Origin of the sequence: Devosia sp. YR412 (assembly GCF_900110945.1) — a bacterium.
Classification (GTDB): Bacteria; Pseudomonadota; Alphaproteobacteria; order Rhizobiales; family Devosiaceae; genus Devosia.
The window spans coordinates 140,706-160,041 of the sequence record NZ_FOFL01000003.1 but is presented as its reverse complement, the minus strand read 5'-3'; the positions used below and the strand labels follow the sequence as shown (position 1 = coordinate 160,041).

The window sequence follows — 19,336 nt, the reverse complement described above, 5'->3', positions numbered from 1 at the left end:
AATGCGGTCCCGGGTGTTTGCAGCCAAGCTGTTGGCAATAAACAAATCTTCTTTTTATGGGCCACTGGAGGCCGGATGGGCCGTTAACCCGGCATTTGGCAGGGGGCGCTATCAAGAGCCATTGCCGGTTTTGGAAGGCTTATGAGCGCCGCCACCTTTGTTTTGGCCATCAGCCTGTTTGTCGCCTTTACCTTCGCCACCGCTTTTGGCGTCGCGAGCCTTTACGCGCGCAGCAATACCAGCGCCCGCTGGCTGGCCGCCGGCTATGCCTTTGGCATGTTCAACCCGCTGCTTGAAATCCTCCTGCCCACGCAGGCCGATGCCAGGTTGATCGAAGTCGCCGTGCCGCTCAGCCTGCAATATGGCGCGGCCATGGGCGTCATCGCCCTTGCACGCCATTATCGCCTCAGTCCACCATGGCGCACCGTGATCGCCTTTGTGCTGGGCACGCTGCTCCTCAATATCCTCATTCTCGACCTGCCGCGCGACTCTGCGCTGCGCCACGTGCTGTATCAATCGCCCTACTTCATCGTGCATGTGCTGGGGGTGATCACCATCCTGCGCTTTCCGCGCCGCAAGGCGCTGGACAATGCCCTGGTGTCGCTGTTTGCGCTGAGCGCCGTGCAATTTCTGATCAAGCCGATCCTGGCCGTGAACATGGGCAGCGGCACCACGGCGCAGAACTATATCGGCACCACCTATGCCGCCATTTCGCAGAGCGTCGGCAGCATGTTGCTGATCGCCACCGGCATCCTGCTGCTGCTGATCATCCTGCGCGACGTGCTGGCAGAAATGACTGCGCGCTCGGAAACCGACACGCTATCGGGCCTGCTCAACCGCCGTGGCTTTGAAGCCCGCGCGGAGCATCTGATCGGAGGCGCCACGCCCTGTGCCGTGGTCGTTGCAGATCTCGATCACTTCAAATCCGTCAATGACAGTTTTGGCCATGCCGCCGGCGATGGCGTGATCGTTGCCTTCGCCGACCTTCTGGCGCAACACGCAAAAGCCAGGACCATTCTGGGCCGGGTCGGCGGCGAGGAATTCATTGCCCTGCTACCGCATGCCGATGCGCAAGGCGGGCAGGACTATGCCGAGCAGGTCCGCCGGAGCTTTGCCAGCCTCGCCCTCGAGAGCATCGGCGGCCGGCCAGTTAGCGCCAGTTTCGGCATTGCCGGCATGGAGGCGGGTGAAACGCTCACCGACCTGCTGCGCCGCGCCGATATCGCGCTTTATGAGGCGAAAAGGAGCGGGCGCAACCGCGTCTGCGCGGCACCGACCAAGGCAGAGAAAAGCCCTGCCGTGCGCGGGCAGGGCTTATTCGCGGCAGGCTAGATCAGGAGTTGGCGGCGCCGATGCGGGCGGTGACTTCGATCTCGATCTTCATGCCGGCTTCGATCATCTGGACGATCAGCATGGAGGCGGCCGGGCGGATATCCTTGAACACCGGGCCGACGGCCTTGACCACCGCATCGACGTCATTGCGGTCGCCGACATAATAGACCACGCGCACGGTGTCCTGGATCGACGAGCCGGCTTCCTTGAGCGCCTTGTCGATCGTGGCGAGGGCATTGGCTGCCTGCTGGCCGACATCGTCGGGCATGGTCATGGTGGCATAGTCATAGCCGGTGGTGCCGGAGACATAGACGGTGTCCTCATGCCGCACGGCACGGGAATAGCCAAAGGTCGCTTCAAACGGCGAACCTGTCGATACACGCTGCATGTTTGTGAAACCTTCAGAGCCAGGGGCGGTCGGATGCCATCTTGTTTTCGAATGAGGTGATCGACGGGTCGGACTTCAGCGTGCCGGCGATATCGTCGAGGCCTTCGAGCAGGATCTGCTTGCGGGTCGGGTCGATATCGAAATGGATCGTGCCGCCATCGGGGCCCTGCACGGTCTGCGCTTCGAGGTCCACCGTCAGCGTCGCATTGGAGCCGCGCTCGGCATCGTCGAGCAGCAATTTGAGCTGCTCGGGCGTCACCACCAGCGGCAGGATGCCGTTCTTGAAGCAGTTATTGTAGAAAATATCGGCAAAGCTGGTCGAGATGACGCAACGGATGCCGAAATCGAGCAGTGCCCAAGGCGCGTGTTCGCGCGACGAGCCGCAGCCGAAATTGTCGCCGGCCACGATGATGGTGGCGCCGCGATAGCCGGGCTTGTTGAGCACGAATTCTGGGTTCTCGGTGCCGTCTTCGTTATAGCGCATTTCGCTGAACAGCGCCGTGCCCAGACCCGTCCGCTTGATGGTCTTGAGATACTGCTTGGGGATGATCATGTCGGTGTCGATATTGATGATCGGCAGGGGCGCCGCGACACCGGTCAGACTGGTGAACTTGTCCATGAGAAATCCTCGCTTTGCCAAGGGTCTTTGCGCAAAGCGAGGTTCCGGTCAAGTCGGGAGACGGCGAAAGCGTTCGATGGCGTACTCATGGTTACGCCATCGCCACACTTGTCAGGCTGCGAGACTTTCCTTCGCACTCACGCCCAGCATCAGGTTGAGGTTCTGCACCGCAGCACCCGAGGCGCCCTTGCCGAGATTGTCATAGACCGCCACCAGCAGCACCTGCGCCCGCGCGTCATTGGCGAAGACATGCAGCTTCATGGTGTTGGTATTGTTGTAGATCTCGGGATCGAGCTCGGGCGTCTTGGCAAGGTCAGCATAGGGCGCGACCTGGACGAAACTGTCCTTGATACCGGCGAAATGATCGGCAATGGCGGCGTGGATATCCTTGCCGCTCGGGACCTTGGCCAATTGGCCGAGCTGCAGCGGCACGAAGGTCACCATGCCCTGGGCATAGTCACCGACCGACGGGACGAACAGCGGTGCGCCCGAAAGCTTGGTATATTTGGTCATCTCCGGCACATGCTTGTGCTGGAAGGTCAGGCCATAGGGCATGTATTCGCTGGCCTCGTCGCCAGCCGCCTCATATTCGGCGATCATCTGCTTGCCGCCGCCGGAATAGCCGGAAATGGCATTGACGCTGATCGGAAAACTGTCGGGCAAGAGACCCGCTTCGATCAGCGGACGCAGCGTCGCGATCGGGCCCTGCGGATAGCAGCCGGGATTGGAAACGAAACGCGCCTTGGCGATCACGTCCGACTGGTTCTTGTCCATTTCGGCAAAGCCATAGGCCCAATCGGGATCGACACGATAGGCCGTCGAGGCGTCGATCACCCGGGTCGTGCCATTGTCGATCAGGCTGACGCTTTCCTTCGCTGCATCGTCGGGCAAGCAGAGGATGGCGACATCGGCTTCATTGAGCAGGCGCTTGCGCTCATCCTGATCCTTGCGCTTGTCCTGGGCAATCGACAGCACTTCGAGGTCGCGCCGGCCGGCCAGGCGCTCGCGGATCTGCAGACCCGTGGTTCCGGCTTCCCCGTCGATGAAAATCTTGGCGACCATTGGCATATCTCCGATTGCGGCAGCGTAAATGGACCCCGCATGTGTCGAGGTCAAGACGTCAGCCGCCGCATGGTTGCAGTGCAGGCCTCACAATGGCAATGCTTGGGCCACTCGCACAAAGGATCGCGCCTCATGACCCCTCATAACCACGCCAAGCCGGGTGACTATGCCGAGGCCGTGCTGCTGCCGGGCGATCCCCTGCGCGCCAAGTGGATTGCCGAGACGTTTTTCGACGATGCCAAACTGGTCAACTCGGTGCGTAATTGCCTGGGCTATACAGGCACTTGGAAGGGCAAGCCGGTGTCGGTACAGGCCTCGGGCATGGGCCAGCCATCTCTGGCCATCTATGTGCATGAGCTGATCAATGTCTATGGTGCCAAGACGCTGATCCGCGTCGGCACCTGTGGCGGGCTCAATGCCAAGGTGAAGGTCCGGGACCTGATCCTGGCGCAGGGCGCCTCAACCGACAGCTCCATCGTCAAGGGCCGCTTCGGCGCCTTCAACTTTGCCCCCATAGCCGACTTCGGCCTGCTGCGTTCGGCGGCCGAAAAAGCCGAGGCGGCGGGCATGCGCTATCATGCCGGCAATATGCTGAGCTCGGATATTTTCTACCATGCCAATGGCATGGCGGGTTATGACGCGCTGCCTGAGCACGGTGTGCTCGGCGTTGAGATGGAAGCGGCGGCGCTCTATACTTTGGCGGCGCGCTTTGGGGTCAAGGCCCTCACCATCTGCACCATGACCGATTGCCTGATCACCAAGGACGAAATCGACGCCGAACAGCGCCAGACCTCGCTGCGAGACATGGTCGAACTGGCACTGGATGTGGCGGTAGAGGTCTGATGCCATGTCGGTGCTCGAGAGATTATCCAGCGCGCTAGACCGCCGCGACGAGGCGCCCAATGTGGCGCTGGCGGAAGAGATCGTGGCGGGTAAGGACGCCGGTGCTATCGCGGAACTGGCCGCAGCGGTGCGCTCCGGACCGGCCCGGCAGGCCAATGATGCGCTGAAAGTCCTCTATGAGGTGGGCGCTCGCGATCCGGCGCTGGTCGGCGGGCAATGCCCGGTGTTTATCGAAGCGCTGAAGAGCAAGAACAACCGCCAGGTGTGGGGCGCCATGACCGCGCTGGATGCCGTGGCCGAGCAGCGGGCGGCAACGTTGGTCGCAGAACTGCCCGCCATTATCGAAGCCGCCGACCGCGGCTCGGTCATCGCCAAGGATCATTGCAATTCCATCCTGATCAAGCTGGCCCGCGCCGGCTATGGCGACAAGGCCGTGCCGCTGCTGGTCGAGCGACTGGCCCATGCCGCACCCAACCAGTTTCCCACCTATGCCGAAGACATGGCGCCGGTGATCACTCCGGAGCAGAAGCCGGGATTCCTCGCAGTGCTGACGCAGCGACTGGGCGATATCGTGCAGGAGAGCAAGCGCAAGCGGGTGGAAAAGCTGCTGGCGAAGATGAACGGGTAGCCTTTCTTCTCCTTCCCCCTTGTGGGGAGGGTGGCCCCGAAGGGGTCGGGTGGGGGTATGGGCCCCGCTATCCGGGCCAAACCACCCCCACCCTCGATCCCTCCCCACAAGGGGGAGGGAAGGACGACTGACAGCCCCCCGGCTTTCACGCAGCCGTCATTCGATCCGCCGCTATTCTGCCGATTTCGCCATGCTAGTCTCCGGCTAACACCGGGGCCCGCCATAAATGCAGCTGAAACCCAACGCCTACCGCCTCAACGAGACCGTCAAGGGCGTCGAGACGATGACCCGCTTTGCCCTGGCCGTGCTGGCCCTGGCCTCGGGCGTCTACACCTATCTCGGGGTGCGCGGCATTCTCGATGGCTCGGCAACCTTCGTCTTCTTTGCCGCCATCATCTATTCGGCGGCCGTGTCGGTCGCCATCTATGCCTTCTGGAGCTTCATGCTGCGCTTCGTGCCGCTGGTGACCTCCGGCGTGCAGCGCGTGGGGCTCTTCGTCACCATGGCCATTGGCTGCGCGATGATCATGGCCATGTCGAGTTGGCTCAATGCGGCAGCGCTCGCCGGTTCGGCCGCCACCGAACAGCATATGGCGGTGACGCTGCAGGGCTATGCCGAGGATCTCGACCAGGCCCATGCCAATGCCCTGGCCGCGCAAAGCCTGCTTCCCGACGTGCAGCGCGCGGCGGAACGCTTCACCGGCCTCGCCAATGACGAGCGGGAATCCGGCGCTCTGACCGGCACCACCGGCTCGGGCAGCGTGGTGCAATTGCTGACCCAGATGGGCACGCAGATGAACCAGCTGGCCGCCACGATTACCGATAGTCGCGACGAAGTTGCCTCGCAGTTCGAACAGGGCTCGGCCCGTCTTGCCACCATGCGCGAACTGGTCTCGACTCCCGGCGCTGTCGAGCCGCGTGCCGACAGCTTCCAGAGCGAAGCCGTGCAGCTTTCGGCCCTGATTGCCGCTCTACAGCAGACAGGGGTTGCCGCTTCGGTGAAGCGAGCCTCGGCTGACCTCAGTGCCGGCTTCATCGCCCCGGTGGCTGACGGCCAGGTCGGCGACCTCGCCAATCGGCAAAACCAGGTGATGGAAACCGTCCGCACCTCGGTCGCCGCCCAATCCACCGCGTTATCGACCGCGGCCGACGAAATCCTCGCCACCGAACCGGTGGCCCAGCGCCGCTATGTACCGCTCTCCAGCGCCGAGGCGGTGTTGCGCTATTGGCAGGATTTCATCCCGAGCTGGGCCGGCGCCATTTCCATCGACCTCCTGCCGGTGGTGCTGGTGCTCGTTTTGATGATCGTCAACGACGCCATGCGCAAGGATTCGGAAAGCCTCGAAGAGGCGGAAAACATCACCGCCGCCGAAATGCTGCGCGCCATGGCGCTGTTCCGGCAGATGGAAGCAGCGGGGATCGATGTCTCGACGGGGAAACCGCGCGTGGTGGAGCCGGAGCCGATCGATACGCCGGTGGTGGCAGAGGTTGCCCCTGACGATGCCACTGTGACGCCCATCGATGCGGCGCAGCGCAAGCGCACCGATGGGCCGCGCCCGGCATGAAGACCGACGCCAATGCCCGCGCGGCAACCGAAGACGGCCCGTTCTACAGGCGCTGGGTCCAGGCCGTTGCCAACCTCGAGGACGGCAATATCCTGCGCGTCGCCTTCTTTGCCTTGCTGGCCGGCACCGCCTCTGTGCTCTATGTCGACTTCCGCGAGCTGACGGAAAACGAGGGCGCGGCGCTGGCCGTGCCGGCCCAACCCATCCTGCCGCCGTTCAATCCGGATGGTCCGGGTGACGGCGCCAATCCAAATGTAACGACCAGCCCGCAACTGCTGGAACAACCACTGGAAATTGCTCTGGGCAGCGGTGGAGAACTGCGTCTGACGGGCTCGATCGATGTCGGTTCGGCCGAGCGGTTTGCCGCCGAGATTGAAGCGCGTGGCGAATACGTCCAGACTGTGCTTCTCGATTCGCCCGGAGGATCGGTTATGGATGCGCTGGCCATCGGCAGTCTGATCCATGAAAAGGGCCTTGCCACCAAGGTCGCTGCCGGCTCGCTCTGTGCCTCGTCCTGCCCGATCATTTTTGCTTCTGGCGCCAGCCGCCTGGCCAGCAGGGACGCCGCTATCGGCGTACACCAAATCTATGCGGCGGCCCTGTCGGGCGATGCGCAGAACGCTTTGCGCGTGGCCGGCTCCGCCATGAGTGGCGCCCAGAGTACGACCGGCGAAATCATCAGCCACCTGACCAAGACCGGGGTCGATCCGGCACTGTGGCTGCATGCGCTCGAAACGCCGCCGGAGCGGCTGTATTATTTCAACCCGGAGGAGATGACGCGTCTCAAGCTTGTCACGGAGTTCGTGGAAAATTGACACCCTCGTGATGCAACCGGTGGAGGACCGGGATCATTGCGAGTGGTTAGAAACACAACAATTGGCGGGGAGGCCAAAATGACCCAGATGCATACTTTGACACGCCATCGCGATATCCAGAACTGGGTATCGGACCGGCACGGAATCCCGGCCATCGCCCGGGTGCGCAACCGTTTCGGGGAGGAACGCTCGCAGCTGCGCCTCAGCTTCCAGAAACGCGAAAAGCCCAGCCACGAAAGCCAGGACGATGGCATGAGCCCCTGCTCCTGGACGGCTTGGCTGGCCGAACTCGACCGCCAGCAACTGGCGCTGATGGTCGATATGACAGCCGATGACTTCGAGATCGTCGAGCGGACGACGAACTAGTTCGCTCCAAGCCGACCCCAAACGCGGTGTCACCCCTGCCTTGAGCCGGGGCCCATCCTGAGATGAACGCACAGCCGCAAGGTCGATCGTATGACCACCTCGCGGCTGCTGCACGATCTCGAGATGGATCCCGGCTCGAGGCCGGGATGACAGCGCGTTTGTGCAAGCTCTCTTGCACAACGGCAGGCTTCTGGATCAATAGGCGTGAACCGTCGATCCCCGAGCCCGCATGACCCGTTCCCAGATAGCCCTTGTCCTGCATGCGCTGGCGCTGATTGGCGCTTTGGTGGTGCTGGTGCCTAGGCTCACCGCGATCAACGGGCCATCCGGCTTCCTGCTGTCGCTGGCCTTCCACTGGATCGCCTTCTGTATTCCCGTCATCGCCATCCACGTTTGGAACAGGGATGGCGGCCAGACATTCTCCGAGCGGCTGGCCTGGCGGGACTGGTTCGTGCCAATTCTCCTGCTAGTGCAGGTCGGTATGGTCTTTCTCGCCGCGCTGGTGCCCTACACGGCCCTGCTGACCACCCATGGCGCCATGCTGGCCGCGGCTGTTGCCGTCTTCAATGGCCCGCTGATGGAGGCCTCCTGGCGGGGCGGTTTCCTGACCGCCTTCCACAATCGACCCAGCCTCGGCTTTGCCCTCGCCTATCTGCTCGGCACGGCCTCCTGCCTGCCCTTCGCCCTTAGCCAGAACCTCAACTTCCCCGGCGGCTGGCCCATGCTGCTGGCCGGCGTCGCCCTGCCCGGCCTGCTGTGGAGCTGGATCGCCTGGCGCACCGGCTCGGTATTTTACAGCTCCATCGCCCATGTGCTGACCAATATCCTCAGCTTCTGGGTGCTGTTCAATGCCAATGGATTCGTCACGCCGCATCCATAGTCTGGCTTGCGTCTCAGGCCAAAATCCCGCTATGTGCGGCAAAGGCGTAACCACCAGTACGGCGAGGAGACCACCGTGGCCCCCCATTCCCTATTCCTGTTGCCCGGCGACGGCATCGGCACCGAAATCATGGTCGAGGTCGAAAAGCTGATCGCCTGGACCAATGCCGAGCAGCTGACCGATTTCTCGACCGATACCGGTCTGGCCGGCGGTTCGGCCTACGACAAGCACCAGGTCGCCATCACCGACGAGGACACCGAAAAAGCCAAGGCCGCCGACGCGGTGATCTTTGGCGCCGTGGGCGGTCCCAAGTGGGACAATGTCCCCTATGAGCATCGCCCCGAAGCAGCGCTGCTGCGCCTGCGCAAGGAAATGGCCGTCTTCGCCAACCTGCGCCCCGCCATCTGCTATCCAGCCTTGGCCGATGCGTCGTCGCTGAAGCGCGAGCTGGTCGAAGGCCTCGATATCCTCATCGTGCGCGAGCTGACCGGCGGCGTCTATTTCGGCGAGCCCAAGACCATCACCGATCTCGAAAATGGCCAGAAGCGCGCCATCGATACACAGGTCTACGAGACCTATGAAATCGACCGCATCGCCCGCGTCGCCTTCGACCTCGCCCGCACCCGCAACAACAAGGTGCATTCGGCCGACAAGAAGAATGTCATGAAGTCCGGCGTGCTGTGGGACGAAGTGGTGAAAGGCATCGGCAAGGATTATCCCGATGTCGAACTGCACCATATCCTGGCCGACAACGCCGCCATGCAGCTTGTCCGTAACCCCAAGCAGTTCGACGTCATGGTCACCGATAACCTGTTCGGCGACATCCTCTCCGACGTCGCCGCCATGCTGACCGGCTCGCTCGGCATGCTGCCATCGGCCTCGCTCGGCGCGCCCGATCCGGTCACCGGCAAGCGCAAGGCCTTCTACGAGCCCGTGCATGGCTCGGCCCCCGATATCGCCGGCCAGGGCATTGCCAATCCGATCGCCATGATCGCCTCGGTCGCCATGGCGCTGCGCTATAGCTTCGGCATGATCGAACTGGCGACCAAGATCGAGAATGCGATTTCGGCGGTGTTGTCCGATGGTTTGCGCACGGGCGATATCGCGCAGGACAATCGCAAGACGGTTGGCACGGAAGAAATGGGCGCCGCGATTTTGGGCAAGCTCAAGGCCTGACGCCACAGCCTCCACACCCACGGTGTCACCCCGGCCTTGAGCCGGGGCCCATCCTGAGATGGGACCGCCGCCGCTAGGGCGATCAATTGAACCACCTTGCGGCCGCAGCAAAATCTCGAGATGGATCACGGCCTGCGCCGGGATGACAGGGAGATGGTGGCAGGATCAGTGGCCAAAAATACAAAAAGCCCCGGTGTCACCACCGGGGCTTTTCACATTCGGACTACCCGAAAGCTTACTCGGCAGCAGCTTCTTCAGCGGCCGGAGCTTCTTCCTTGGGGGCGTTCTTGGCTTCTTCGGCGGCAGCGATCTTGGCAGCGCGCTCATCGGCACGGGCCGTGGCCTTCTCGCCGGGAATTGCCTTTTCCGGGTTGTTGCGCGCATCGCGCTTCACGAGACCGGCAACGTCGAGGAAACGCAGCACGCGGTCGGTCGGCTGGGCGCCGACGTCGAGCCAGTGCTTGGCACGGTCGGTGTTCAGCACGACGCGGTTTTCAGCGTCCTTGGCCAGCAGCGGGTTGAAGGTGCCCAGCTTTTCGATGAAGCGGCCATCGCGCGGCGAACGGGCATCGGCAACGACGATATGGTAGAAAGGACGCTTCTTGGTGCCACCACGGGCGAGACGGAGTTTCAGGGCCATTTTGATATCCTAGAGTTTGGTTGAACGACTATTTCTTCTTGCCCAGGCCGGGAAGGCCGGGGAAACGGGGAGCGCCAGAGGCGCCGAGACCGGGCAGCAATGGGCCGCCGGAATTCTTGAGCAGCGCGCCGACATCGGACGGCAGCGCCTTGGGAGCGGGCAGGCTTGCCGAGGGCAGGCCCTTGAGAGCGGAAGGGTCAATACCGGCCTGGCGCGCCATCTGTTCAAGCTGCGCCGGGTCCATCTTGCTCATGTCGGGCATGCCGCCGAGCATTCCGCCCATCTTGCCGCCGAACATGCCACCCAGGGCACCCATGCCGCCCTTACTGACCTTTTTCATCATATCCGCCATCTGGCGGTGCTGCTTGGCGAGCTTGTTGATTTCCGACACTTCGACGCCCGCGCCGGCAGCGATACGCTTGCGGCGGCTGGCATTGAGCAGGTCGGGTTCAGCACGCTCTTTTTTGGTCATCGAATTGATGATGGCGATCTGGCGATCGAACACCTTCTCGTCGACATTGGAATTGGCCATGGCCTTCTTGATCTGGCCCATGCCGGGCATCATGCCCATCAGGCCACCCATGCCGCCCATCTTCTTCATCTGGATCAGCTGGTTGCGCAGGTCGTCGAGGTCGAAGGAGCCCTTCTTGAGCTTCTTGGCCATCTTCTGCGCATCTTCGGCAGAAACGTGCTCGGCGGCCTTTTCCACCAGCGAAACAATGTCGCCCATGCCAAGAATGCGGTCAGCGATGCGGCTGGGATGGAAATCCTCCAGCGCATCCATTTTTTCGCCGACGCCGATCAGCTTGATCGGCTTGCCGGTGGCCGCGCGCATGGAGAGCGCTGCGCCGCCACGGCCATCGCCATCGACGCGGGTGAGCACGATGCCGGTGATATCGAGGCGGCTGTCAAACGAGCGCGCAACATTGATCGCGTCCTGGCCGGTCAGCGCATCGACAACCAGCAGGATTTCATGCGGATTGGCGATCGACTTGATCTCGGCCGTTTCGGCCATCAGCTCTTCGTCGATGTGGGTGCGGCCGGCCGTATCGAGAATGAGAACGTCATAGCCGCCGAGACGGCCTTCGCGCTCGGCGCGGCGGGCGATCTGCACCGGGTTTTCACCGGCAACGATCGGCAGGGTATCGACGCCGACCTGCTCGCCCAACACGCGCAGCTGCTCCATGGCAGCGGGGCGACGGGTATCGAGCGAAGCGAGAAGGACCTTTTTCTTCTGGCGGTCGGTCAGGCGCTTGGCGATCTTGGCCGTGGTCGTGGTCTTGCCCGAACCCTGCAGACCCACCATCAGCAGCGTCACCGGCGCGACCGCATTGAGATCGATCGGCGACGCCGTCGTGCCCAGCACGGCGACCAGCTCGTCATTGACGATCTTGACGACCTGCTGGCCGGGAGTGACCGAGCGGGTGACTTCGGCGCCGACGGCACGCTCGCGCACCTGTTCGACGAAAGCCTTGACCACTTCGAGCGAAACGTCGGCCTCGATCAGCGCGCGGCGGATTTCGCGCATCGCTGCATCGACGTCGGCGGCATTAAGCGCGCCGCGTCCGCGGAGACCTTCGAAGATTTTGCCAAGCCGGTCGGAAAGGCTCTCGAACATATTTTGGTCCTTTGTCTCTTCGGGTGATCCGAGAGAGATAAGATCCATCAGTCCAAACGCCAAGCACACCCGCGGGCGCAACGCGCTGGCGGATGGTGGCCTCCGGGATCGTGGTACCCTTGCGGGGCCCCGGTCGGCTGGTCAGGAGCAAAGCCTGATGAACGGGGTGCGTTTAGGGGAAATGGGCCGAGGAGTCAAGGAAAGCTGGCTACGCCGGGAGGGCACGTCGGTACAGACGCTAAACATCTGATGCGTCTACTAAGGAAATAGTGGTAATTGGCCCCTACTGTGCAGGCAATTGTTCCAAGCGATTGCAAAGTCCGACCTGACGATGACGCAGATCACCGCCATACAGGCCGCTCCTGCCAACCCGCCCATCGAGGGCGTGCGTCTCGACGCGCGCCTGGATATTGTGGTGCATGACACGATGGCCGCTGCTGAAGCGGCGTGGCGCAGCCTTGAAACCCATGGGGTGCTGACGCCCTATCAGCGCTACGACTGGGTGGCGGCGCTGCTCGCCGCCGGTGCCGAGCCGGCTGGACGCGTGGCCGTGGCCGTGGTCAGCGATATGGATCGCCCTGTCGCCGTGCTGCCGCTGCTAGTCGAACATCGCTATGGCGTGGTGCGGGCCCGCATGCTGGGCGGCCATCAATCCAACAGCGACTGGATCCTCTCTGCCCCGCAGTTCCAGCCGACACCAGCCGATCTGCGCTGCATTTTCGACCAGCTGGCGCGCGCCGCCGGTGGCATCGATCTGATCAGCTTTTTGAGCCAGCCCCGGGTCTGGCAGGGCGTGGCCAATCCGGTGCTGGCCCTGCCCCATTCGCCCGGTCCCTCCAACCTTTATGCCACCGCCATTGGCGGCACGCCGGTGCCCTATGTCGAACATCGCCTGACCACCAAGCGCCGCAGCAATATCAATCGCGGCCGGCGGCGGCTGGAAGAGCAGTTCGGTCCGGTCCGGCTGGTGCGGGTCGATGATGCAGCCACGCTAGACCTTGTGCAGGCGACCTTTATCGAACAGCGCGGCGCGCGCTTCGATGCTATGGGCGTCGACAATATCTTCGCCAAAGCGCCCTTCACCCATTTCTTCCGCGCGCTGAGCATTGCCAGCTTCGGCGAAACGCGTCCGGCGCTGTGCGTCCATGCGCTGCTGGCCGGCGACGAGATCGTCGCCACCTCCTGGGGCGCCACCGCGGGCAATCACTATTCGCAATATATCAATTCGACCTCGGCCGGCCCGGCCGCGCGCTATAGCCTGAGCGGCATTCTGGTCGCCGAGCTGATGGATCAATTGCTCGAGGCCGGCATCGAGACCTTCGACATGGGCCTGGGCGATTTCGACTACAAGGTGGAGTGGACCGACCCGCAGCCGGTGTTCGACAGCCTCATTCCGCTGACCCTCAAGGGCCATATCGCTGCCGGCATCACCAAGCAGCGCGGTGCGCTGAAGCGCCTGATCAAGCAGACGCCCGCTTTCTGGAATGCCGCCAAAGCGACCCGCCGCTACGTCTTCAACCTGCGCCGGCGCTAGGCAATTTTCCAACAAAAAGCGGCCCGGTTTCCCGAGCCGCCTGTGTCGTGGCCTGCAGCCGGCTTACATGCCGATCTGCTTGGGCTTGGCCTTGTCGCGATAGTAATAATTGGCATCCTTGCCGAGCACGATCGAGCGGATCACCTTGCGCAGGCCCTCGCTCTTGCGCAGCGGTGCAGCCAGAAGCGCTAGCGTCTGCACGGCGGCCACCTTGGCGCCGTCCCAGCCGGGGCTGACGCCGGGCGCCTTCTGCGGGAAGCCACGGTCGCGCAGCATGGAATTGGCCACATAGAGATCGTTACGGCGCTTCACTTCCGGGGTCTTCCAGGTGATGGCCAGCGAGATCGAATAGGTGGACTTGGTCTTGACCCAGTGCGGCCAGATATAGGGCACGAACACGCCCTCGCCCGGCTGCAGCTCGTTGATCGTGCCGAGCGCGGCATGGGCATCGTCGAACTTGAGGTTACGATGCTTGGTGATCGCATGCTCGATCTGGTCCTCGGAGGCGATGGACCGATCACTATTGTCATAGATGGCGAACTGCTTGTCGCCATGGATCTGCACGAAGAAATTGTCTTCGCTGTCGAGATGGAAGGGCGTCGTCGAATTGGGCGACGAGACGAACATGAAGCCCTGGATATCGGTGAAGCGCGCATCCTTGGCGCTCTTGTAGCCCTGGGCGATCGCCACCGAGGCCAGCGCCTCTTCCAGCAATTCCTTATAGACCGGGTGATGCTCGACGCGCTTCAGCACCATCCAGGCGCCGGCGGTCTCGATCTGGGTGATGACGTCTTCCGGGTCGAGATCGACCAGCGGGGTGGAAGACGGGTCCTGGCTGACCGCAGCCTTGCCCGAATTATATTCGATGCGATCGCGCGGCAAAGCCTTCACCAGCTCAAGGATGGCCGGCAGAGTCAGGCGCGGATCGCCGGCCAGGCTATGGCGGATGCGGAACGGCTTGTTGGGAAACAGCGACTTGAAGGCGGAATCATCGGCGGTCAGCAGTGGTTCGGTCATGTCCGGTTCTCCTTGAAGGTCTTGATGCGGAGCCACAAAGTCTTGAGCCGGCTGCGCAGGCCGCGTCGGAAAGCCATCAGTTTGATGATGGCGGCGGCGATGGGGTCGTTGGGATGGGTGGGAATCAGCAAGTCGCCCAGCGCCAGCCGCTCGCGCCACACATGATCGATCATGGGGTGGCCGGCATCGGCAGTGGAATCGACCAGCTTGAGGGTCGGATCGGCGGCAAACAGCCGCGTCAGTTCGAGCGTGAGCTGCACGCCCGGGGAGTAACGGGACAGGGTCTCGTCATAGGCAATCTTGAAAAAGAACGCGCGATCGCCCTGCCGCATGATGATGCCAGAGGCGATCAGGCGCTCATCCAGCATCAGCTCGGCAATCTCGAAAGCACCGGCCGTAGCTGCTGCGCGCACGAAACACGCATCGTTATCGCTCTGGCCGAGCCCGGTCCCGCCGGCGCCCTTCCAGCCGAGGGCTTCGAGCACCAGGAACCGATCCAGCGCCGCCACGACATCGGCGCGATCGGTATGAACGGTGAAACTGACCGCACCTTCCTCATCGAGGCGATTGCGCAGCCGGCGGAAATCCTTGAGTCGCTTCGAGCCCAAGCCATTGCGCAGATAGGTCTCGGCACCCTGCGTCGCATCCTGCGCCGCACGCTGGTAGCGGTTATGAATTGTGGGCACGATACCGCGCTGGGCCATGGCCGCGCTCAGCGCCGCATAGGCCGGGCCTTCCAGCATCATCAACGGTAGCGACAGCACCCGCGCGCCACTCGCAGCAGCAGCGTCGATCAAAGCGCCGGCAGCCGCTTCGGCATGAGCGTCCGACAGCAGCGGCACGGTCAGCGGGCTATAGGGTTGGTGCGCGACAAGCACCGGCAGCGGCAGTCGGAGAACCGACCAGCCCGAAGCCACCGGCAGCAGGCCGATCAGCATCTGACCGGCATGGGCCACCAGCGCACGCGTCTTGCTCAGACCGAAAGCTGGCAGGGCGTAACTGGGCGCATAAAAGGCATTGGGTTCGATGGACGAGGCGACCAGATCGTCCCAGGCGGGGCGGCTGACCTGGTCAAGCGGCAAAACAGGCGGCAAGATGGCAGCAAACGGCGTCAAAGCTTGCACTTTTCTTGCGCTTTCCATCGCTGTCTCGCTCATTGCCGGCGTCCCCACTCGTGCGATTGGACCATAGCCGCGAATGCACCTTTGGTGGTCCATTGCCTGCCACTCTGGTTAAGGCGCCATGAAGTGCGAAACCCTTACGATATATGAAGATTTTTATCTTTATCAGCCGCTAACCAGCCCAGTTTACGAAGCCGCAAGACCCCGCCACTGGCAATTTCTGCGCGCATCCGCCATATAGGGTCCAACAATTAAACCCATGGCGGACCCTTGCAGTGAGCGCTGTCCCCTTTCTCAAGATGAACGGGCTGGGCAACCAGATCATCGTCGTCGACATGCGTGGCCGCGGCGACCGCGTGACGGCGGCTGCCGCCATTGCCATCGATGGGACGCCCGGCACAAAGTTCGATCAGATCATGGCCATCCATGATCCCAAGATCCCGGGCACCGTGGCCTATGTGGACATCATCAATTCCGACGGCACGCGCGCCCAGGCCTGCGGCAATGGCATGCGCTGCGTGGTACAGGCGCTGACCAAAGAGCAGGGCCGCCAGCAGTTTACCTTCGAAACCGTGGCTGGCATTCTGTTTGGCGAAGAGCGCGACGATGGGCTCGTGACCGTCGACATGGGCACACCCAAACTCGCGTGGTACGAGATTCCGCTGGCCGAGGAATTTGCCGATACGCGCAAGATCGAACTGCAGATCGGACCGATCGATGCGCCGGTTCTGCATTCGCCATCGGTCGCCTCGATGGGCAATCCGCATGCCACTTTCTGGGTCAACCAGGATGTGTGGAGCTATGCGCTGGACCGTTTTGGCCCGATGCTGGAAAACCATCCGATCTTTCCCGAACGCGCCAATATTTCCATCGCCCAGGTCATGGCACCGGACAAGATCATCCTGCGCACCTGGGAACGCGGTGCTGGCCTCACCGAAGCCTGCGGCACCGCCGCCTGCGCCGCGCTGGTCAATGGCGCTCGCACCCGCCGCACGGCGCGTGCCGCGACCGTTACCGTGCCCGGTGGTGACCTGTTCATCGAATGGCGCGATGACGACCATGTGGTGCTGACCGGCGCCGCCGAGCTCGAATGGACCGGCACGCTCGATCCCCTGTCCGGCCTCTGGGCGCGCAATGAGGTGGCGGCCTGATGGCCGTCGAAACGCTGAGCTTTGGCTGCAGGCTCAATGCCTATGAAGCCACGGTGATGCAGGCCGAGGCTGAAAAGGCCGGGCTCGACAATGCGGTGATCATCAATACCTGCGCGGTGACCGCCGAGGCGGTGAGCCAGGCCAGGCGCGCCGTGCGCAAGGCCCGCCGCGATAATCCGGATGCCCGCATCATCGTCACCGGCTGCGCGGCCCAGACCGAAGCGCGCAGCTTTGGCGACATGGCCGAGGTCGACCTGGTGATCGGCAATGACGACAAGCTGCGCGCCAAAAGCTATGCACCCATGGTGTTTGGCCTGCCCCTCAATGACAAGGTGCAGGTCAACGACATCATGAGCGTGCGGGAAACCGCTGGCCATCTGATCGAAGGCATGGACGGCCGCGTTCGCGGGTTCGTGCAGGTGCAGAATGGCTGCGACCATCGCTGCACCTTCTGCATCATCCCCTTCGGCCGCGGCCCGTCGCGCTCGGTGCCGATGGGCATGGTGGTGGAACAGGTCAAAAAGCTCGTCGCCAACGGCTATCGCGAAGTGGTGCTCACCGGCGTCGATATCACCTCCTATGGCCCCGACCTGCCCGGCATGCCGACGCTGGGCAAGCTGGTGCAGGCCATCCTGCGCCATGTGCCCGACCTGCCACGGCTGCGCATCTCGTCCATTGATTCCATCGAGGCCGACGAAGCGCTTTACGATGCTATTGCCAATGACCGCAAACTGATGCCGCATCTGCATCTCAGCCTGCAATCGGGCGATGACCTGATCCTGAAGCGCATGAAGCGGCGGCACAGCCGCGCCGATGCGCTGGAGATTGTCGGCAAGCTGCGCGCCTTACGCCCCGACATGGTGTTTGGCGCCGATATCATCGCCGGCTTCCCGACCGAGACCGACGCCATGTTCGCCAATACGCTTGATATCATCAGCGAGGCGGACCTGACCTATCTGCATGTCTTCCCCTATTCGCAGCGCGAAGGCACGCCGGCCGCGCGCATGCCGCAGGTTGATGGCCGGATTGCGCGCCATCGGGCAGCGCAGCTGCGGGCGGCAGGCGAAGCCCAGTTCGCCAGGCTCTGCGCCTCGCGCGTCGGCAAGGTGGAGACCGTGCTGGTGGAACACAATGAACTCGGCCGCACCGAGCATTTCCTGCCCATCGCCATGCCCGGCGCGCCCGCGGGCGCCTTGCTTTCCGTTCGCATTACCGGCACTGCAGGGCAGGGCCTGCTGGGTGAAACCCTGCGCCAGGCGGCCTGATCCGGGCACTCTTCAAAGGCACCACATATGAATGACAAGAAGCCGGGATTCTTCCAGCGCCTGTTCGGCGGCGAGACGCCCGTCGTGCAACCGCCGGCGCCGCCTGAAGCTGTGCCGGAAGCGCCGGTCCCAGCACCCGAACCCGTCGCGCCGACGCCAGAGCCGCAGCCTGCGCCTGAGCCCGATACCGTCCCCTTGCCCGGCCCGCCCGAGACCACGCCCGACTATGTCGAGGCGATCGAGGAGCCGGAGCCACAGCCGACCATGGTCGTGGCGATCGATCCGCCGGCCATTGTGGACGTCCCCATCGAGCCGCCGCGCCAGAGCTGGTTTGCCCGGCTGACCACGGGCCTCAAACGCTCGTCCGACCAGCTGACCGGCTCGATCACCTCGGTTTTCACCAAGCGCAAGCTGGACAATGCGACGCTGGACGAGTTGGAAGACGTTCTCATTCAGGCCGATCTCGGCATGGAAACGGCCATGGCCATCACCGAAACCCTGCGCCGCGATCGTTTCGACCGCGATGTGAGCGGCGAAGATGTGCGTGCCGTGCTGACAGCCGAGGTCGAAAAAGTGCTCGGCCCGGTCGCGCGACCACTGGTCATCGACGACGCCCAAAAGCCCTTCATCATCCTGATGATCGGCGTCAACGGCTCGGGCAAGACCACGACCATTGGCAAGCTGGCGCAGCAATTTGCCGACCAGGGCAAGTCGGTGATGCTGGCGGCCGGCGATACCTTCCGCGCTGCCGCTATCGAGCAATTGCAGGTCTGGGGCCAGCGCACCAATGCGCCGGTGATTTCGCGTCCGGCCGGCGCCGATGCCTCGGGGCTGGCCTTCGATGCAGTCACCCAGGCGCGTGCCGAAGGTCGCGACATCCTGATCATCGACACGGCCGGCCGGCTGCAGAACCGCGACGAGCTGATGAACGAGCTGGAAAAGGTCATCCGCGTCATCAAGAAGGTCGATCCCAGTGCGCCGCATGCGACGCTGCTGACGCTCGATGCCACAACCGGCCAGAATGCGCTGAAGCAGGTCGAAATCTTCGGCCAGCGCGCCGGTGTGACGGGCCTCGTCATGACCAAGCTCGACGGCACGGCGCGCGGCGGCATTCTCGTCGCCATCGCCAAGAAATTCGGCCTGCCGGTGCATTTCATCGGCGTCGGCGAAAGCGTCGGTGATCTCGAACCGTTTACCGCCTCCGAGTTTGCCCGGGCCATCGCGGGGACCGAGTAGCCGCAATCTGACCATGCTTGGGGACTATCCCGCCTTGCATGCGGGGATCATTGCCCTCACATTGTCCCCGCGTCGCACCTA

General features: G+C 63.1%; 19 protein-coding genes. 12 read left to right on the top strand and 7 right to left on the bottom strand.

The annotated features are described in order from the left end of the window. The first annotated feature begins 141 nt into the window (after positions 1–141). Entirely contained in the window at positions 142–1,332 is a 1,191-nt protein-coding gene (locus tag BM045_RS11960) for a GGDEF domain-containing protein (protein ID WP_092183572.1), read from the top strand. A gap of 1 nt (position 1,333) precedes the next feature. Here the strand turns inward: BM045_RS11960 and BM045_RS11955 are convergent, their stop codons facing one another. The 3 genes from BM045_RS11955 to argC form a co-directional block, all read right to left on the bottom strand. Then, positions 1,334–1,720 (bottom strand): RidA family protein, encoded by a 387-nt coding sequence (locus tag BM045_RS11955; RefSeq protein ID WP_092183570.1) that lies wholly within the window; start codon positions 1,718–1,720, stop codon positions 1,334–1,336. A 13-nt stretch (positions 1,721–1,733) separates the two neighbouring features. After that, positions 1,734–2,339, bottom strand: coding sequence for a 3-isopropylmalate dehydratase small subunit (leuD, locus tag BM045_RS11950; protein WP_092183568.1), 606 nt, complete (start codon positions 2,337–2,339; stop codon positions 1,734–1,736). Positions 2,340–2,450: 111 nt separating this feature from the next. Continuing rightward, complete coding sequence (gene argC, locus BM045_RS11945) at positions 2,451–3,401, bottom strand: N-acetyl-gamma-glutamyl-phosphate reductase (protein ID WP_092183566.1); 951 nt, start codon at positions 3,399–3,401, stop codon at positions 2,451–2,453. A gap of 132 nt (positions 3,402–3,533) precedes the next feature. Between argC and deoD the strand changes: the two genes are divergently transcribed. The 7 genes from deoD (at position 3,534) to leuB (ending at position 9,673) form a co-directional block, all read left to right on the top strand. Beyond that, positions 3,534–4,244: a purine-nucleoside phosphorylase gene (deoD, locus tag BM045_RS11940; RefSeq protein WP_092183564.1), complete on the top strand. Its 711-nt coding sequence runs from the start codon at positions 3,534–3,536 to the stop codon at positions 4,242–4,244. A 4-nt stretch (positions 4,245–4,248) separates the two neighbouring features. Further along, complete coding sequence (locus tag BM045_RS11935; protein WP_092183563.1) at positions 4,249–4,872, top strand: hypothetical protein; 624 nt, start codon at positions 4,249–4,251, stop codon at positions 4,870–4,872. 226 nt (positions 4,873–5,098) lie between these two features. Continuing rightward, positions 5,099–6,436 (top strand): hypothetical protein, encoded by a 1,338-nt coding sequence (locus tag BM045_RS11930; protein WP_092183561.1) that lies wholly within the window; start codon positions 5,099–5,101, stop codon positions 6,434–6,436. Beyond that, complete coding sequence (locus BM045_RS11925; protein ID WP_244522976.1) at positions 6,433–7,251, top strand: COG3904 family protein; 819 nt, start codon at positions 6,433–6,435, stop codon at positions 7,249–7,251. The genes BM045_RS11930 and BM045_RS11925 overlap by 4 nt, the downstream gene beginning before the upstream one ends. A gap of 78 nt (positions 7,252–7,329) precedes the next feature. Next, a complete protein-coding gene (locus tag BM045_RS11920) occupies positions 7,330–7,617 on the top strand; it encodes a hypothetical protein (RefSeq protein ID WP_092183559.1) in 288 nt (95 codons plus the stop codon). Between the two features lie 229 nt (positions 7,618–7,846). Next, a complete protein-coding gene (locus tag BM045_RS11915; RefSeq protein WP_092183557.1) occupies positions 7,847–8,497 on the top strand; it encodes a CPBP family glutamic-type intramembrane protease in 651 nt (216 codons plus the stop codon). A 75-nt stretch (positions 8,498–8,572) separates the two neighbouring features. Continuing rightward, positions 8,573–9,673, top strand: a complete 1,101-nt coding sequence (gene leuB, locus BM045_RS11910) for a 3-isopropylmalate dehydrogenase (protein WP_092183555.1) — start codon at positions 8,573–8,575, stop codon at positions 9,671–9,673. 235 nt (positions 9,674–9,908) lie between these two features. Here leuB and rpsP read toward each other — a convergent pair whose 3' ends face one another. Both rpsP and ffh read right to left on the bottom strand, forming a co-directional pair. Next, positions 9,909–10,313 carry a 30S ribosomal protein S16 gene (gene rpsP, locus BM045_RS11905; protein ID WP_092183552.1) on the bottom strand — a complete coding sequence of 135 codons (405 nt, stop codon included), beginning with the start codon at positions 10,311–10,313 and terminating at the stop codon, positions 9,909–9,911. A 28-nt stretch (positions 10,314–10,341) separates the two neighbouring features. Continuing rightward, positions 10,342–11,931 carry a signal recognition particle protein gene (gene ffh / locus BM045_RS11900; protein ID WP_092184164.1) on the bottom strand — a complete coding sequence of 530 codons (1,590 nt, stop codon included), beginning with the start codon at positions 11,929–11,931 and terminating at the stop codon, positions 10,342–10,344. A gap of 331 nt (positions 11,932–12,262) precedes the next feature. Between ffh and BM045_RS11895 the strand changes: the two genes are divergently transcribed. After that, positions 12,263–13,465 (top strand): GNAT family N-acetyltransferase, encoded by a 1,203-nt coding sequence (locus BM045_RS11895; RefSeq protein ID WP_139198781.1) that lies wholly within the window; start codon positions 12,263–12,265, stop codon positions 13,463–13,465. A gap of 63 nt (positions 13,466–13,528) precedes the next feature. Here BM045_RS11895 and BM045_RS11890 read toward each other — a convergent pair whose 3' ends face one another. Continuing rightward, complete coding sequence (locus BM045_RS11890) at positions 13,529–14,482, bottom strand: cupin-like domain-containing protein (RefSeq protein WP_092183549.1); 954 nt, start codon at positions 14,480–14,482, stop codon at positions 13,529–13,531. Then, positions 14,479–15,639, bottom strand: a complete 1,161-nt coding sequence (locus tag BM045_RS11885) for a GNAT family N-acetyltransferase (protein WP_170848483.1) — start codon at positions 15,637–15,639, stop codon at positions 14,479–14,481. Before BM045_RS11885 ends, BM045_RS11890 begins: the two co-directional genes overlap by 4 nt. Positions 15,640–15,902: 263 nt before the next feature. On the opposite strand from BM045_RS11885, the gene dapF reads away from it, so the two are divergent. Genes dapF through ftsY form a run of 3 tightly spaced genes read left to right on the top strand, consistent with a single transcriptional unit; the run spans position 15,903 to position 19,255 of the window. Beyond that, a complete protein-coding gene (gene dapF / locus BM045_RS11880) occupies positions 15,903–16,754 on the top strand; it encodes a diaminopimelate epimerase (RefSeq protein WP_092183545.1) in 852 nt (283 codons plus the stop codon). Then, on the top strand, positions 16,754–18,019 hold the full coding sequence (gene mtaB / locus BM045_RS11875; RefSeq protein ID WP_092183544.1) for a tRNA (N(6)-L-threonylcarbamoyladenosine(37)-C(2))-methylthiotransferase MtaB: 1,266 nt from the start codon (positions 16,754–16,756) through the stop codon (positions 18,017–18,019). The genes dapF and mtaB overlap by 1 nt, the downstream gene beginning before the upstream one ends. Positions 18,020–18,046: 27 nt before the next feature. Then, on the top strand, positions 18,047–19,255 hold the full coding sequence (ftsY, locus tag BM045_RS11870) for a signal recognition particle-docking protein FtsY (RefSeq protein WP_092183542.1): 1,209 nt from the start codon (positions 18,047–18,049) through the stop codon (positions 19,253–19,255). The last annotated feature ends 81 nt before the right edge of the window (positions 19,256–19,336 follow it).

Bases quoted from the DNA above. Each gene is read 5' to 3' on its own strand.
- BM045_RS11960 (WP_092183572.1), top strand. From the start codon at position 142: ATGAGCGCCGCCACCTTTGTTTTGGCCATCAGCCTGTTTGTCGCCTTT.
- BM045_RS11955 (WP_092183570.1), bottom strand. From the start codon at position 1,720: ATGCAGCGTGTATCGACAGGTTCGCCGTTTGAAGCGACCTTTGGCTAT.
- leuD (WP_092183568.1), bottom strand. From the start codon at position 2,339: ATGGACAAGTTCACCAGTCTGACCGGTGTCGCGGCGCCCCTGCCGATC.
- argC (WP_092183566.1), bottom strand. From the start codon at position 3,401: ATGGTCGCCAAGATTTTCATCGACGGGGAAGCCGGAACCACGGGTCTG.
- deoD (WP_092183564.1), top strand. From the start codon at position 3,534: ATGACCCCTCATAACCACGCCAAGCCGGGTGACTATGCCGAGGCCGTG.
- BM045_RS11935 (WP_092183563.1), top strand. From the start codon at position 4,249: ATGTCGGTGCTCGAGAGATTATCCAGCGCGCTAGACCGCCGCGACGAG.
- BM045_RS11930 (WP_092183561.1), top strand. From the start codon at position 5,099: ATGCAGCTGAAACCCAACGCCTACCGCCTCAACGAGACCGTCAAGGGC.
- BM045_RS11925 (WP_244522976.1), top strand. From the start codon at position 6,433: ATGAAGACCGACGCCAATGCCCGCGCGGCAACCGAAGACGGCCCGTTC.
- BM045_RS11920 (WP_092183559.1), top strand. From the start codon at position 7,330: ATGACCCAGATGCATACTTTGACACGCCATCGCGATATCCAGAACTGG.
- BM045_RS11915 (WP_092183557.1), top strand. From the start codon at position 7,847: ATGACCCGTTCCCAGATAGCCCTTGTCCTGCATGCGCTGGCGCTGATT.
- rpsP (WP_092183552.1), bottom strand. From the start codon at position 10,313: ATGGCCCTGAAACTCCGTCTCGCCCGTGGTGGCACCAAGAAGCGTCCT.
- ffh (WP_092184164.1), bottom strand. From the start codon at position 11,931: ATGTTCGAGAGCCTTTCCGACCGGCTTGGCAAAATCTTCGAAGGTCTC.
- BM045_RS11895 (WP_139198781.1), top strand. From the start codon at position 12,263: ATGACGCAGATCACCGCCATACAGGCCGCTCCTGCCAACCCGCCCATC.
- BM045_RS11890 (WP_092183549.1), bottom strand. From the start codon at position 14,482: ATGACCGAACCACTGCTGACCGCCGATGATTCCGCCTTCAAGTCGCTG.
- BM045_RS11885 (WP_170848483.1), bottom strand. From the start codon at position 15,639: ATGAGCGAGACAGCGATGGAAAGCGCAAGAAAAGTGCAAGCTTTGACG.
- dapF (WP_092183545.1), top strand. From the start codon at position 15,903: ATGAACGGGCTGGGCAACCAGATCATCGTCGTCGACATGCGTGGCCGC.
- mtaB (WP_092183544.1), top strand. From the start codon at position 16,754: ATGGCCGTCGAAACGCTGAGCTTTGGCTGCAGGCTCAATGCCTATGAA.
- ftsY (WP_092183542.1), top strand. From the start codon at position 18,047: ATGAATGACAAGAAGCCGGGATTCTTCCAGCGCCTGTTCGGCGGCGAG.